This is a genomic window from Rhodoferax antarcticus ANT.BR, from assembly GCF_001938565.1.
GTDB classification, from domain to species: Bacteria; Pseudomonadota; Gammaproteobacteria; order Burkholderiales; family Burkholderiaceae_C; genus Rhodoferax; species Rhodoferax antarcticus.
In genome coordinates this window covers 198,810-211,548 of record NZ_MSYM01000011.1, presented here as the reverse complement: position 1 = coordinate 211,548, position 12,739 = coordinate 198,810, and the positions used below count along the sequence as shown (strand labels likewise).

Genomic DNA, 12,739 nt, shown 5'->3' with positions numbered 1-12,739 from the left:
ATGGGTGAATTTGACCTGATCGCCCGCTACTTCAAACGCCCGGCGCGCCGTGCGGTGCTGGGCGTGGGTGACGACTGTGCCCTGCTGCAACCGCGCCCGGGCACGCAGATGGCCATCTCAACCGACATGCTGGTGGCAGGCCGCCATTTTTTGACTGAGACCGACCCTTGCCGGCTGGGTCACAAATCTTTGGCAGTAAACCTGAGCGATCTGGCGGCCTGTGGCGCGCAACCGCTCGCCTTTACCCTGGCGCTGTCTTTGCCCAGAGTGGACGAGTCCTGGCTGGCGGCCTTTGCACAAGGCTTGTTGGCGCTGGCAGACGCGCATGGCTGCGAGCTGATCGGCGGCGACACCACTTGCGGGCCGCTGAATATTTGCATCACCGTGTTTGGCGAGGTGCCTGTCGTGGCTGGCCGCTCGCAGGCGCTGCTGCGCTCGGGTGCGCAGCCGGGTGACGACATCTATGTGAGCGGCACGCTGGGTGATGCCCGGCTCGCGCTAGACGCTTTGCTCGGCAAAACGGTCCTGCCGGATGACGTGTTGGTCGCCACCCGCCTGCGGCTGGAGCAGCCCACACCCCGCGTCGCCCTGGGGCTGGCTTTGCGCGACGTCGCCAGTGCAGCGCTAGATGTGAGCGACGGCCTGCTCGGCGACCTAGGTCACATCCTGGAAAGCTCGGCCATGGGTGCCACTGTGGATGCTGATGTCGCTACATCTTTAATAGCTACTCGCGCTTTATCCATAAGGGTTAGAGGCCAATTTAATATAAATTTATCAGAAGACAAGTGGCGCCGCTACGCGCTGTCTGGCGGCGATGATTACGAACTGCTGTTCACCGCCCCAGCGCACTTGCGTGAGGCGGTGCAGGCCGCCAGCCGCGCCAGCCAAACCCCGGTGACCCGCATCGGCCAGATCAACGCCGAGCCCGGGCTGCGGCTGATTGACAGCCAGGGCCAGCCACTGGCCAACAGCTACACGTCGTTTGATCACTTTGCTTAAAACGGCGGGTTCAATCAGCTACCCAGACACATGAAAAAACCGCCATTGCGAGGAGCGTAGCGACGCTGCAATCCATGCAATGCGCCGACATGGATGGTTTCAATGCGTTCGCAACGACGCAGCGGGGGGCGCAATAACGGCTGTATTTCACGTTAAACCGTCGCCTTGAAGTCCCTTACTTCAACACCTTCCACACCAGCGACAGGCCGGCCGCCCACAAATCCACCGCGCCCTGTGCACGGCCATCGGGCCAGGTCAGGCGGCCCGTCTGGTGGGTTTTGGCTTCGCACGCAGCCTGCACGCGGTCGCGCTCCAGCATCACCAGCGCGTCGGCCAGTTGCGGCAATTTGACGCCTTCTGACGCCCGCGCGGCAGACTCGTAACCCACCAGCGCCCGCTCCACTGCCTGTGGGTCCAAGAGCGACAGCGCAGAGCGGCAATGCGGGCAAGCCTGGTCTTTGCGCAAGTCCACCGGCGCGCCGCAATTACTGCAGTTGATCACCCCCAGGCGCTGCGCCATGTCGTCAATCTCCAGCGCGGTGAGCTGGCGCACAAAGCCTTTTTCGATCATGAAAGCGGAAAAGGTGCTGAAACGGCCATGCCGCTGCGGGCAGCGCTGGGTGATATAGCGACCACTTTTCACCACGTCAAAGCCTTGGACGAGCACGCGGTTGCAGCGCGGGCAAGCCAGCTTTTGCGCCAGCGCCGTTACCCCCTCATGACGGTGGGCGTGCAACACCTTGAACAATTCGACCACCGCGGCCGGGGAGAGCTTCAGATTTTCCATTGGGTCAAACCAGAGTCCCCGGCAGGAAAAACACAGGTCAATCTCGACCTGCCCCCCCGCCACACTGGGCAGGGAATGTGCCGTCATGACGGTTTTGCAGGAGGGACAGGCGGGCGGGCGAAGCATGGCAGCAGCAGGTGAGGCGTGTGGGCAGGGCGGCACTGATATTAAACCGAGGCGCATGCGATAAGCGCACGGCATCAACAAGCGCAAGTTTGAAACCGATAATTGCGCCATGCAAACCGACTCGTCAACCGCCCAGGACGTACCCTATCGCGGAGCCGACGCGCCGCTGGACCCCATTGCGCCCACCAGCCGCTTCATGATGGCGCACCCAGCGCATGTGATGGCGCTGGGTTTTGGCTCGGGGCTGAGCCCCAAAGCGCCCGGCACCGCTGGCACGCTGTGGGCCTGGCTGAGCTTTGCGCTGCTGCAAAACCGCTTGTCAGACACGCAATGGGGCGTGCTGATCGCCGTCAGTGTGCTGCTCGGCTGGTGGGCCTGCACGATCACCGCGCGGCACATGCGGGTGATGGACCCGGGCAGCATCGTCTGGGACGAAATTGCCGCCTTCTGGGGGGTGTTGTGGCTGGCCAGCCCGATGGAGTTTTGGGGCCAGGCGGCGGCGTTTGCGCTGTTCCGGTTTTTTGACGCCGCCAAGCCCGGCCCGGTGGCTTGGGCCGACCAGCTCTACCATGGCGTAGACCCGGCCACCGACCCTGCCGCCTGGCGCAAAGCGGGCTGGGGCATCATGCTGGACGACTTGGTAGCCGCGTTTTGCACGCTGCTGGTGATCGCGCTGTGGCGCGTCTGGTGGTAAAAAGCATGTCTGAAACACTCTTAAATCAAGAGCTATCCACGCAAGCGCTATGCGGGCTAGTGGCCGATTTCTTATGTAAACGCCAGTGGCTGCTGGCCACCGCTGAGAGCTGCACTGGCGGCATGATTGCTGCGGCCTGCACCGATCTGGCAGGGTCGAGCAACTGGTTTGAGCGCGGTTTTGTCACCTACTCCAACGCCGCCAAAACCGAGTTGCTGGCTGTGGACGCCAGCCTGATTGACCAGTTTGGCGCGGTCAGCGAGCCCGTGGCACGCGCCATGGCCGCCGGTGCGCTGGCGCACTCACACGCCCAGGTGGCGATAGCGGTCACCGGTGTGGCTGGCCCGGGCGGTGGCAGCCCGGAAAAACCGATTGGCACCGTGTGGTTTGGCTGGGCCACACCGGCTGGCGTGACAAGCGAAGTCAGGCACTTTGATGGCGACCGCGCCGCCGTGCGCCAGGCTACCGTTCAACATGCGCTGACGCGGCTGCTGAGCCTGATCGAATTGCCCGAAGACAAGGCGAAGCCCTTGCACCCTACCTTGCACCCGATCGACCCATTGATATGAAAGCGACTATGAAACTGTTCACTCTGCACAAACTTCTGGGCGTCGGCCTGATCGCCGCTGCGCCCTTGCTGCACGCCACGCCATCGGCCAAGCCGACTGCTGGCGAAAAAATCACCGGCGTGGTGCTGCAAGTGCGTGACGTGGCGCCCTACACCTACCTTCGCATCAAAACAGGTAAGGGCGAGCAATGGGCGGTGGTGGACAAGGCGGCTGTGGCTAAAGGCAGCACCGTAAGCGTCGAGGCGCAGATGGTGATGGACAACTTTGAGAGCAAATCGCTCGGCAAAACTTTCACCAGCATCGTTTTTGGCAGCCTCGTGGGTGCGCCCGCCGGGGCAGGCAACCCGCATGAAGGAGTCGCCCAGGTCGCACCCGTGGCGGTCGCCAAACTGGCCAAGGCCAGCGGCAACAACGCCTACACCGTGGCCGATCTGTATGCCAAGGCGGGGCAGCTCAATAACAAACCGGTGCGCCTGAGCGCCACGGTAGTCAAGTTCAGCGCCGACATCATGGGCAAAAACTGGCTGCACCTGCAAGACGGCAGCGGCAGCGCGGTCACCCAAAACCACGACATTCTGGCCACCTCGAGCGCCAGCGCGCAAATTGGCGACGTGCTCACCGTGTCTGGCACGCTACGCAGCAACGTCGACCTGGGCATGGGCTATACCTACAAAGTGCTGATTGAAAGCGCCACGTTATCCAAGCCTTGAATTTTTCAAGCCCTGATTGCTCTTTTTTAGATAGCTATCACCGCTTTAGCTTCAAGGGATAGAGCCTGATTTTGTATATAGCTTTCACCTCCAGCCCGGAGTCCGATCGGTGATTTTCTGGAGTGGTTTTGCCACCGGGCTGGCGCTGATCGTCGCCATTGGTTCGCAAAACGCCTACGTGCTGCGCCAGGGCATCCGCCGCGAGCATGTGTTGCCCATCGTGCTGTTTTGCGCTCTATCAGACGCGCTGCTGATTGCCGCTGGCATTGGCGGCGCGGGCATGCTGATCCAGGGCAATGCCAAGCTGCTGGCCCTGGCGCGCTATGGCGGCGCGCTGTTTCTGGCCAGCTACGGCCTGCTGGCAGCGCGGCGCGCCTGGGTGGGCGGGCACATGAACCTCGATGCCAGACAGGGCGCCACACTGGGCCGGGCGCTGGCAGCCTGCTTTGGCTTCACCTTTTTGAACCCGCATGTGTATCTGGACACGGTGGTGCTGCTGGGCGCGCTTGCCAACCAGCATGGCGAAGCCGGGCGCTGGGTGTTTGGCGCCGGTGCTGCTACTGGCAGCGTGCTGTGGTTTTCAGCGTTGGGGTTTGGCGCACGCTATCTGGCGCCGCTGTTCCAGCGCGACACCGCCTGGCGCGCGCTCGACGCGCTGATTGCGCTGGTGATGGGGTCGCTGGCGGTGCTGCTACTGCGCGGCTGAGGTGACTCTGCTTTCATCGCGGGGCGCAGCTCAGGCCGCCTGCACTTCCACCAGACAGTCGTAAAACGTCGGTCCGTTACCCAAGTCGGTCAGCGCCTGACTGGTGAGCTGATTGACATTGGTGCCGTCCAGCCCAAACTTGCGCCACCACACGCCCAGGCCGTGCACCACGCCAACACGGGCGCGGTGATTCAGGCTGACGCGGCAGCGGTGCTCGCCACGCGCGTTGAAAACGCGCACCGTGCTGCCGTCCTGAATCTGGCGGGCTGCGGCGTTTACGGGGTGCATTTCCAGCAGTGGCTCGCCTTCACTGTTGCGCAGGCTGGTCACGTTGACAAAGGTCGAGTTCAGGAAGTTGCGCGCCGGCGGTGAAATCATCGCCAGCGGGTAGGCTTTGGAGCTGTGGGCCGCTTCGTGGTTCGGCACATGGTCGGGCAAGCCGTCCAGCCCACGGTCTGCCAGGCGCTGGCTGAAAAACTCGCATTGGCCCGATGGCGTGGGGAAGTTGCCCTGGGCAAACGGGGCCTCGGACATGGGCAAGGTGACAAAGCCTTTTTCCAGCAGCGCATTGAAATCGACCGCATCACCGTAAGCTAGGCGGCACAGGGCTTCGTCGGTGTCCTGAAAACATGGCTCATCGAACCCCATGCGCGCGGCCAGCTCACGAAAAATCTGCGTGTTGGGCTTGGCCTGGCCCAGCGGCGCGATGGCTGGGCGGTTCAACAGCGCGTCGGTATGGCCGTAGCTTGAGTGCACGTCCCAGTGCTCCAGTTGGGTGGTCGCGGGCAGGATGTAGTCGGCGTAATCGGCGGTGTCGGTCTGAAAATGCTCCAGCACCACGGTGAACAAATCCTCACGCGCAAAACCCGCCACCACCTTGGCCGAGTCTGGTGCGATGGCCACCGGGTTGCTGTTGTAGACGATCAACGCCGCCACCTTCGGGCCAAACTCGGGGCTGGCCGGGCGCAGCAAATCGTTGCCAATGGTGGTCATGTTGATGGTGCGTGGCGTGCGCCCGGCCAGCAGGTCAGGCCGCTCCAGCTTGGCGCGCTGCACCGCAAACGCGCCCGAACTCGACAACAACACGCCCCCGGCGCGATGCCGCCAAGCGCCGATCAGCGCCGGCAGCATGGCGATCAGCCGTACCGCGTTGCCACCGCCGTGCACCCGCTGCAGCCCATAGTTCATGCGGATGGCGGCTGGGCCTTGCGCGCCTGTGGACTGGCTGGCGCTGGCAGCACACGCGCCGTAGTCGCGCGCCAGCGCTTCAATCTGCGCTGCTTCAATGCCGCAGACGGCAGCGGCGCGCTCTGGCGGCCACTGCAGAGCGCGCTCACGCAGCTGCGCCCAACCCAGCGTGTAACGCGCCAGGTAGTCATGGTCGAGCCGGTCATTGACAACGAGCTGCTGCATGATCGACAGCGCCAAAGCACCGTCTGTACCGGGCAGAAGGGCAATATGCGCATGGCATTTGTCAGCCGTTTCGCTTTTGCGCGGGTCGATGCAGATAAGTTTGGCGCCGGCGCGTTTGGCCTGGTTGGCGTAGCGCCAGAAGTGCAAATTGCTGGTGATCGAGTTGCTGCCCCAGATGATGATCAGCTTGGCCTCGGCAAAAAATTCCACCCGCATGCCAACCTTGGCGCCCAGCGTGTGCACCAGCCCCGCCCCGCCAGCAGAGGCGCAGATGGTGCGCTCCAGCATTGACGCACCCAGCTTGTTGAAAAACCGCCCGGCCATACCCTCGCCCTGCACCAGGCCCATGGTGCCAGCGTAGCTGTAGGGCTGAATGGCTTGCGGGTCTTGCGCGGCAATGGCTTTGAGGCGGTTGGCAATGTCGCCCAATGCCTCGTCCCAGCTCACTGGCTCAAACTGGCCGCTGCCTTTGGTACCAACGCGCTTCATGGGCTGCAGGGTGCGCTCAGGGTGGTAGGTGCGCTCGGTATAGCGCGAGACCTTCGCACACAGCGCGCCGTCGGTATGCGGGTGGTTCGGATTGCCCTGCACTTTGACGGCCACACCGTTTTCAACGGTGGTGAGCATCGAGCAGGTGTCCGGACAGTCGTGCGGGCAGGCGCCGATGATCTGAATCGATTGCGGGCCGGGACGGGGATTGCTGTGGGGCATGGTGGGCTGTTTCGGGGCGAAAAGGTGGGAAAGAGCATATCCCGGTTTGAGCATCCACAACAGCCAAACTGCCAACTTGCGGGTCGTGCAGTTGGAGCCATTGGGGCACAGGGAAACCGGTGAAACCGCTTGCTCAGGTGGCACTGGGGCACGGGTGGTGTGTCTGGCTCAGGTGGCACCGGGGCACGGGTGGTGCGTCTGGCTCAGGTGGCACTGGGGCACGGGTGGTGCGTCTGGCTCAGGTGGCACTGGGGCACGGGTGGTGCGTCTGGCTCAGGTGGCACTGGGGCACGGGTGGTGCGTCTGGCTCAGGTGGCACTGGGGCACGGGTGGTGCGTCTGGCTCAGGTGGCACTGGGGCACGGGTGGTGCGTCTGGCTCAGGTGGCACTGGGGCACGGGTGGTGCGTCTGGCTCAGGTGGCACTGGGGCACGGGTGGTGCGTCTGGCTCAGGTGGCACTGGGGCACGGGTGGTGCGTCTGGCTCAGGTGGCACTGGGGGCACGGGTGGTGCGTCTGGCTCAGGTGGCACTGGGGCACGGGTGGTGCGTCTGGCTCAGGTGGCACTGGGGCACGGGTGGTGCGTCTGGCTCAGGTGGCACTGGGGCAGGCAGGGCCGGGCGCCTCATGCTGGAGTACCAGAAAAATCGGCACCCGGCCCTGCCAGCCCCAGTGCTACCAACGACTTTGGGGCGCGGAGGTTTGAAAACCAGTTGCCAAAATCAGACGGCAGAAGTGACGGTGACGGTGAACGTAACGGTAGGCGCAACGACCAAGCCGGCTGTGGCTGTGGTTGTGGCTGCGACCGCAAGTCAGATACAACATCGAACTTTAAGTGGTCGGCCCTCGGTGTTCTGTCTCCCATCCTTCGCACATCCGAGTCGCCGGTCAAGCTGGGGTGGGTATGGCTGGGGGCCGATTTTTCTGGTAACCCCAGCATGAGGCCCCCAGCCATACCCACCCCGGCGCACCTACAAGCCACAAGCCACAACCCACAACCCACAACCCACAACCCACGACCCACAAACGATGCACAAAAACACCAACACCAGCAACAACCTAAAGCCACAACAGCACCACCCACAAAAAGGATTCCCAGCCCAGCACCATAATGCCTTTCCAGCTACTTGGCCCCACGCAACCTGCCCCACCCGCCATGAAACTCATCGACGCCATCGCCCAGAACAGCCCAGAAATCGCCACCCTGCGCCGCGACATTCACGCCCACCCGGAGCTGTGCTTCAAAGAGATCCGCACCGCTGAGGTGGTGGCGCAAAAGCTCACCGAATGGGGCATCTCGATCCATCGCGGGCTCGGCACCACCGGCGTGGTCGGCATCGTTCATGGGCGTGACGGCGGTGCCAATGGCCGCGCTTTGGGCCTGCGCGCCGACATGGACGCGCTGCCCATGCAGGAGGCCAACACCTTTTCCCACGCCAGCCTTGAGCCCGGCAAGATGCACGCCTGCGGCCACGACGGTCACACCGCCATGCTGCTGGCGGCTGCGCAGTACCTGGCAAAAAATCGCGACTTTGACGGTACGGTTTACCTGATCTTCCAGCCCGCCGAAGAAGGCGGCGGCGGCGCGCGCGAGATGATCAAAGACGGCCTGTTTGAACAGTTTCCCATGCAAGCCGTGTTTGGCCTGCACAACTGGCCGGGCTCCGATGTCGGTTTTTTTGCCGCCAGCGCCGGGCCGGTGATGGCGTCGAGCAACGAATTCAAGATCATCATTCAAGGCAAAGGCGGCCACGCCGCCATGCCGCATAACGCGCTGGACCCGGTGCCAGTGGCGTGTCAACTGGTGCAGGGGTTTCAGAGCATCATCAGCCGCAATATCAAACCGATCGACGCTGGGGTGATCTCGGTCACCATGATCCACGCGGGCGAAGCTACCAACGTCATCCCCAATACAGTGGAGCTGCAAGGCACGGTGCGCACCTTTTCGCTGGAGGTACTGGATGCCATTGAGCAGCGCATGCAGGACATGACGACACAGCTCTGCGCGGCGTTTGGCCTGAGTGCCGAGTTTGAATTCCGGCGCAATTACCCGCCCACCATCAACAGCGCCGCTGAGGCCGAGTTTTGCCGCCAGGTGATGGCCGACATTGTGGGCGCCGACAAGGTCCAGGTGCAGGAACCGACCATGGGCGCGGAAGACTTTTCTTTCATGCTGCTGCAAAAGCCGGGGTGCTATGCGTTCATCGCCAACGGTGACGGCGACCACCGCGAAATGGGCCACGGCGCCGGGCCGTGCATGCTGCACAACGCCAGTTACGACTTCAACGACGCGCTGCTGCCGCTGGGGGCCACTTACTGGGTGCGGCTGGCGCAAAAGTGGTTGACGCAACCCTTATCAAAACTGTAGCGCGATATGCAGTCTGAACAAGGGCTACAGGCATTTTTTATGCAAATGATCGCTTTGTCTGTTGTTATTACCGTCACCGCTTACTAAGGCCGATGACATTCGCGCAAAATTTGCCGCCAAATTCATTCCTTGAATTTTGTCTTCAACCACTTAAGCAGTTCGCGCTGATCGGCAGCGGTGGCGCGTCGGACTTGCACCAGGAGTTTGTTCAGGTCGGGGCGTTGCAGGGTGACGTTCGCGGCACCTTCATTGCAGACCGAACAGATGGCTTTCAGATTGTTGGCGTCGTCAGAACCACCCAAGCTCTTGTCTAGGACATGGCCGATGTGCAAGCGGGTTTTTCTGGTTGGGTCATAGGGATGTGCTTCGCCTGCGACGGCACCACACATCTGACAGGTAAACCCGTTGCGATCCAGTACAAAGGCGCGGGTTTCTTTGGAAACGCCTCTGGCAAAAGCGGGTTAGGGCTTGGCAGTCTCAAGCAAGTATTCGCCGGGTTTCAAATCAGCCCTATCGTTGTGGGTCAGGATGAGATAACCCTCTTCTGAGCGTAACTCGCGAATGCGCCGCGCCCATTCACTGATGTTGCCTGCGACCAATCGGAGTTCATCTGATCCCAACACAAGACCCAGATGCGCAAGAAAGTAGGCCCTCAACTTGGCGCGTGCACCTCTGGCTATGGCGTGTTGTTTAACCTTAGGAATGGCCATTACGCCGCCCTTTTAAACAGTCGGGTTGCCGCAGCTTTTTCAATGGCCAGCGCAATTTCGGCACTGACCGCATGTGCAACGGGTGGTGGGAAGGCATTGCCAACTTGCCGATAGACAGGGGTTTTCTTTCCTGCAAACTGCCAGCCATCAGGAAAACCCTGAACACGTGCACACATGCGCGTGGTCAGACGTGGCATGCCAGTAAAGTCCTCGTCGGGCGCTTCATCAGCCAAGCCCCTTGCGTCCACGCCAAGTGTCAACCAGGCCTGCCGTGAGCGCGTCGGCCCAAGGTCTGGTCCGCCATGCTTTTTGCTGCCGCCCACTAAGGTGGGCGCGATACCGTTGGCTTTCATGCGCCAAGCCTCAGCACCTCTCCAGCCCTTGGCTTTCATCAAGTCGTCAAGAAGGTTCCCCACCGTCGGTGGCAGTTGCAGACTTGGAACTGGCCAATGAAAATGTTCAGCAACTTCATGGCGAAGGGCCACGCAAATGACACGCGGGCGAAGTTGGCTGACGCCGAAGTCAGCTGCATTGAAGAGATGCCAGTCGACCCAGTAGCCCATGGCTGTCAGCTGCGTCGCAATGTGCTGCCGATAATCTGCAAAGGCTGCGTCCAGCAAACCTCTGACGTTTTCCAGCATGACCGCTTGCGGGCGTGTCTCGCTGACGATGCGAATCGCCTGGGGGAACATGTCACGGGCGTCGCTTGCACCCAGTTGTTTGCCCGCTTTTGAAAACGGGGGGCAAGGCACGCCACCCGCTACCAAATCCACACCGCGAAAAGAAGTCGCGTCAAATTGCGACAAATCGCCCTCAATCACGTTCCAATGCGGACGATTTTGCCGCAGCGTGTTGCAGGCAGCCGCATCAATCTCGACCAAAGCTTCGTGCTCAAAACCAGAGCGTTCCAGTCCTAGGGCCTGTCCACCAGCACCAGCGCAGAGTTCAAGAGAATTCATGTTTGACATCATTAACTGTATTTATTTACAGTTAGATTATCGGCTTATTTACACAAACCGGCGGGCTGCCATTTCCAGCAAGCCGTCAAACAGCAGGTTATCCACCAGCTCAAACTGGCTGGGCATGCTGGGGGCCATCTTCCAGCCGGCGCCGCCGGTCATCACGCAGCAGGGCTCAGCACCGCAACGCTGGCGCAGATGCGCCACCATGCGCTCTACTGCCCCGGCGATGGCAAAGGTGCCGCCGCTGGTGAGCGCATCGCTGGTGTTGGTGGGGAATTCGACAACATTGCCGGTAGGCACATGCAGCCCGGCGGTGCCAGATTCCAGGGCACGCAACATGATGCCGTGGCCCGGCAGGATCAGCCCGCCCAGAAAGCGGCCGCTGGCGTCAATGGCATCCACCGTGACGGCGGTACCCACCATCACCACCACCAACGGGCGGGCCGGGCCGCGCGCCAGACAGCGGTGCCAGGCGCCAATCATCGCCACCCAGCGGTCAGCACCCAGGCGGGCCGGGTAGTCGTAGCCATTGTTCACGCCCGCCTCATAGCTACTGGCCACCACCCACTGAGGGAACACGTCCCACTGCTCCATCTGCTCTTGAACCCGGCGGCGCACCGTATCACCCGCCACCACGCAACCCAGCACATGGCGCGGCGGGGCAATGCTGGCCCAGCCGCCTTCGGCCAGTTTTTCGATGTGCTCCAGAAATTCAACGCCCTGCGCCAGCATCGCTGCGTCACGCGTTGCCGAGGCATACAGCGACCACTTGAGCCGGGTGTTGCCAATGTCGATCGCCAAAAAAGTCATGGCGCGGATTATCGGCACAAAACAGGGGCGAAAAGCGCCCCAACTTGGGGCAAAGCTGCTAGCCCTGGCGCCAGGGCAGCCCGTTGAAGCGCCAGCCGCCACGGCGGTTGCGCTGGGCGTTCGTATCGGGGTCGCCTTCAAAACCTTCCAGAATGTTGTAAGCCTGCAAGCCCAACTCGGTGGCACGCTTGGCTGCCGCCACTGAGCGCACCCCGCTGCGGCACAAAAACAGCACCTTCTTGTCCGCGGGCCCGGCCGCCAGCACCTGGTTGTCAAATTCAGGGTTCATGTCCATGCCGGGCCACTGCTTCCAGGCTACCGGAACGGCGCCGGGCACAAAGCCCACCCAAGCGCGCTCGGCGTCGGTGCGCACATCCACCAGCACCGCCTCACCCGCCTCAAACCACTGGTAAGCCAGGGTGGCAGACACATCGCCCGCATACCCGTCAGCCTGGCGCTGCACCAGTTCGTGCGCTACGGGCGCGTCGTGCCGCAGGCCCGATTGCAGGTTGGCAGGCACCGCTTCCTGAATGCGCTTGGGCGGGGGCAGGTTCAAAGCGTCCATGATGGCGACGAACTCGGCCTGGGTTTTGCCCGCTACACGGGCGTTGGTGGCTTTTTCCCGGCCAATACTGGACTGGGTGAGCCCCTGGTAATCGTGCCCTGGCCAGACGGTGGTGTCGTCGGGCAGCTTGAAAAGCACCTCGGTCAGGCTGTGGAACAGCGCCGCACTGCTGCCTGATTGAAAATCGGTGCGGCCGCAACCGTCGATCAACAGCGTGTCACCGGTAAACACATGGTCGCGCCAGACAAAACTCATGCTGCCCGCAGTGTGACCGGGGGTGTGCAGCGCACGGATTTGCTCGGCGCCAAAGCGCAGCACCTCGCCATCGGCCAGCTGCACTGACGCGGTGGTGATGCCGCAGCCTGCAGGCGCCGTGGTTTTGGCACCCGCCAGCTCGGCCAGTTGACCCGCGCTGGTGATGTGGTCGGCATGGGCGTGAGTTTCCAGCGCCCAAATGAGTTTCAGGCCGTACTCACGCAGCACCTCCAGGTCGCGCTGCACCTGGTCGTCCACCGGGTCAATGATGACCGCCTCGCGGCTGGCGGCGTCAAACAAAATATAGGTGAAGGTTGAAGAGGCGGTATCAAACAGTTGGATAGGTTTCATGGTGA

Annotated in this window: 14 protein-coding genes; 7 read left to right on the top strand and 7 right to left on the bottom strand. The window is 62.2% G+C overall.

Translation table 11 applies throughout. The features are described from left to right. The gene (gene thiL / locus BLL52_RS07965) at positions 1-999 is read left to right on the top strand and encodes a thiamine-phosphate kinase (protein ID WP_075586281.1); all 999 of its coding nucleotides are present in this window, start codon (positions 1-3) and stop codon (positions 997-999) included. A gap of 175 nt (positions 1,000-1,174) precedes the next feature. Here thiL and BLL52_RS07960 read toward each other — a convergent pair whose 3' ends face one another. Further along, positions 1,175-1,912 (bottom strand): zf-TFIIB domain-containing protein, encoded by a 738-nt coding sequence (locus BLL52_RS07960; protein ID WP_075586280.1) that lies wholly within the window; start codon positions 1,910-1,912, stop codon positions 1,175-1,177. A 109-nt stretch (positions 1,913-2,021) separates the two neighbouring features. Here BLL52_RS07960 and BLL52_RS07955 point away from each other — a divergent pair, with 109 nt between their 5' ends. The 4 genes from BLL52_RS07955 to BLL52_RS07940 all read left to right on the top strand — a co-directional run bounded on the left by BLL52_RS07955 (position 2,022) and on the right by BLL52_RS07940 (position 4,591). Beyond that, positions 2,022-2,606, top strand: coding sequence for a phosphatidylglycerophosphatase A family protein (locus BLL52_RS07955; RefSeq protein WP_075586152.1), 585 nt, complete (start codon positions 2,022-2,024; stop codon positions 2,604-2,606). 5 nt (positions 2,607-2,611) lie between these two features. Further along, a complete protein-coding gene (locus BLL52_RS07950) occupies positions 2,612-3,175 on the top strand; it encodes a CinA family protein (RefSeq protein WP_075586279.1) in 564 nt (187 codons plus the stop codon). Positions 3,176-3,183: 8 nt separating this feature from the next. Beyond that, the gene (locus BLL52_RS07945) at positions 3,184-3,885 is read left to right on the top strand and encodes a hypothetical protein (RefSeq protein ID WP_075586151.1); all 702 of its coding nucleotides are present in this window, start codon (positions 3,184-3,186) and stop codon (positions 3,883-3,885) included. Between the two features lie 112 nt (positions 3,886-3,997). Beyond that, positions 3,998-4,591, top strand: a complete 594-nt coding sequence (locus BLL52_RS07940; RefSeq protein ID WP_198930616.1) for a LysE/ArgO family amino acid transporter — start codon at positions 3,998-4,000, stop codon at positions 4,589-4,591. A 30-nt stretch (positions 4,592-4,621) separates the two neighbouring features. On the opposite strand, the gene BLL52_RS07935 is transcribed toward BLL52_RS07940, so the two are convergent. Continuing rightward, on the bottom strand, positions 4,622-6,715 hold the full coding sequence (locus BLL52_RS07935; protein ID WP_075586149.1) for a molybdopterin-containing oxidoreductase family protein: 2,094 nt from the start codon (positions 6,713-6,715) through the stop codon (positions 4,622-4,624). Between the two features lie 119 nt (positions 6,716-6,834). Here BLL52_RS07935 and BLL52_RS20330 point away from each other — a divergent pair, with 119 nt between their 5' ends. Together BLL52_RS20330 and BLL52_RS07930 are read left to right on the top strand one after the other, a co-directional pair. After that, the gene (locus BLL52_RS20330) at positions 6,835-7,419 is read left to right on the top strand and encodes a hypothetical protein (RefSeq protein ID WP_139313341.1); all 585 of its coding nucleotides are present in this window, start codon (positions 6,835-6,837) and stop codon (positions 7,417-7,419) included. Positions 7,420-7,869: 450 nt separating this feature from the next. Next, on the top strand, positions 7,870-9,081 hold the full coding sequence (locus tag BLL52_RS07930) for a M20 aminoacylase family protein (protein ID WP_075586148.1): 1,212 nt from the start codon (positions 7,870-7,872) through the stop codon (positions 9,079-9,081). 122 nt (positions 9,082-9,203) lie between these two features. Here the strand turns inward: BLL52_RS07930 and BLL52_RS20975 are convergent, their stop codons facing one another. The 5 genes from BLL52_RS20975 to BLL52_RS22130 form a co-directional block, all read right to left on the bottom strand. Next, on the bottom strand, positions 9,204-9,470 hold the full coding sequence (locus BLL52_RS20975; protein WP_198930614.1) for an HNH endonuclease: 267 nt from the start codon (positions 9,468-9,470) through the stop codon (positions 9,204-9,206). 72 nt (positions 9,471-9,542) lie between these two features. Then, a complete protein-coding gene (locus BLL52_RS20965) occupies positions 9,543-9,791 on the bottom strand; it encodes a hypothetical protein (protein ID WP_198930613.1) in 249 nt (82 codons plus the stop codon). Beyond that, positions 9,791-10,750: a DNA cytosine methyltransferase gene (locus BLL52_RS07920; protein WP_241839073.1), complete on the bottom strand. Its 960-nt coding sequence runs from the start codon at positions 10,748-10,750 to the stop codon at positions 9,791-9,793. The genes BLL52_RS20965 and BLL52_RS07920 overlap by 1 nt, the downstream gene beginning before the upstream one ends. A gap of 48 nt (positions 10,751-10,798) precedes the next feature. Next, positions 10,799-11,563: a type III pantothenate kinase gene (locus tag BLL52_RS07915; RefSeq protein ID WP_075586147.1), complete on the bottom strand. Its 765-nt coding sequence runs from the start codon at positions 11,561-11,563 to the stop codon at positions 10,799-10,801. 58 nt (positions 11,564-11,621) lie between these two features. Further along, on the bottom strand, positions 11,622-12,734 hold the full coding sequence (locus tag BLL52_RS22130) for an MBL fold metallo-hydrolase (protein WP_075586146.1): 1,113 nt from the start codon (positions 12,732-12,734) through the stop codon (positions 11,622-11,624). Positions 12,735-12,739 lie beyond the last annotated feature (5 nt).

Bases quoted from the DNA above. Each gene is read 5' to 3' on its own strand.
- thiL (WP_075586281.1), top strand. From the start codon at position 1: ATGGGTGAATTTGACCTGATCGCCCGCTACTTCAAACGCCCGGCGCGC.
- BLL52_RS07960 (WP_075586280.1), bottom strand. From the start codon at position 1,912: ATGCTTCGCCCGCCCGCCTGTCCCTCCTGCAAAACCGTCATGACGGCA.
- BLL52_RS07955 (WP_075586152.1), top strand. From the start codon at position 2,022: ATGCAAACCGACTCGTCAACCGCCCAGGACGTACCCTATCGCGGAGCC.
- BLL52_RS07950 (WP_075586279.1), top strand. From the start codon at position 2,612: ATGTCTGAAACACTCTTAAATCAAGAGCTATCCACGCAAGCGCTATGC.
- BLL52_RS07945 (WP_075586151.1), top strand. From the start codon at position 3,184: ATGAAACTGTTCACTCTGCACAAACTTCTGGGCGTCGGCCTGATCGCC.
- BLL52_RS07935 (WP_075586149.1), bottom strand. From the start codon at position 6,715: ATGCCCCACAGCAATCCCCGTCCCGGCCCGCAATCGATTCAGATCATC.
- BLL52_RS07930 (WP_075586148.1), top strand. From the start codon at position 7,870: ATGAAACTCATCGACGCCATCGCCCAGAACAGCCCAGAAATCGCCACC.
- BLL52_RS20975 (WP_198930614.1), bottom strand. From the start codon at position 9,470: ATGTGTGGTGCCGTCGCAGGCGAAGCACATCCCTATGACCCAACCAGA.
- BLL52_RS20965 (WP_198930613.1), bottom strand. From the start codon at position 9,791: ATGGCCATTCCTAAGGTTAAACAACACGCCATAGCCAGAGGTGCACGC.
- BLL52_RS07920 (WP_241839073.1), bottom strand. From the start codon at position 10,750: ATGAATTCTCTTGAACTCTGCGCTGGTGCTGGTGGACAGGCCCTAGGA.
- BLL52_RS07915 (WP_075586147.1), bottom strand. From the start codon at position 11,563: ATGACTTTTTTGGCGATCGACATTGGCAACACCCGGCTCAAGTGGTCG.
- BLL52_RS22130 (WP_075586146.1), bottom strand. From the start codon at position 12,734: ATGAAACCTATCCAACTGTTTGATACCGCCTCTTCAACCTTCACCTAT.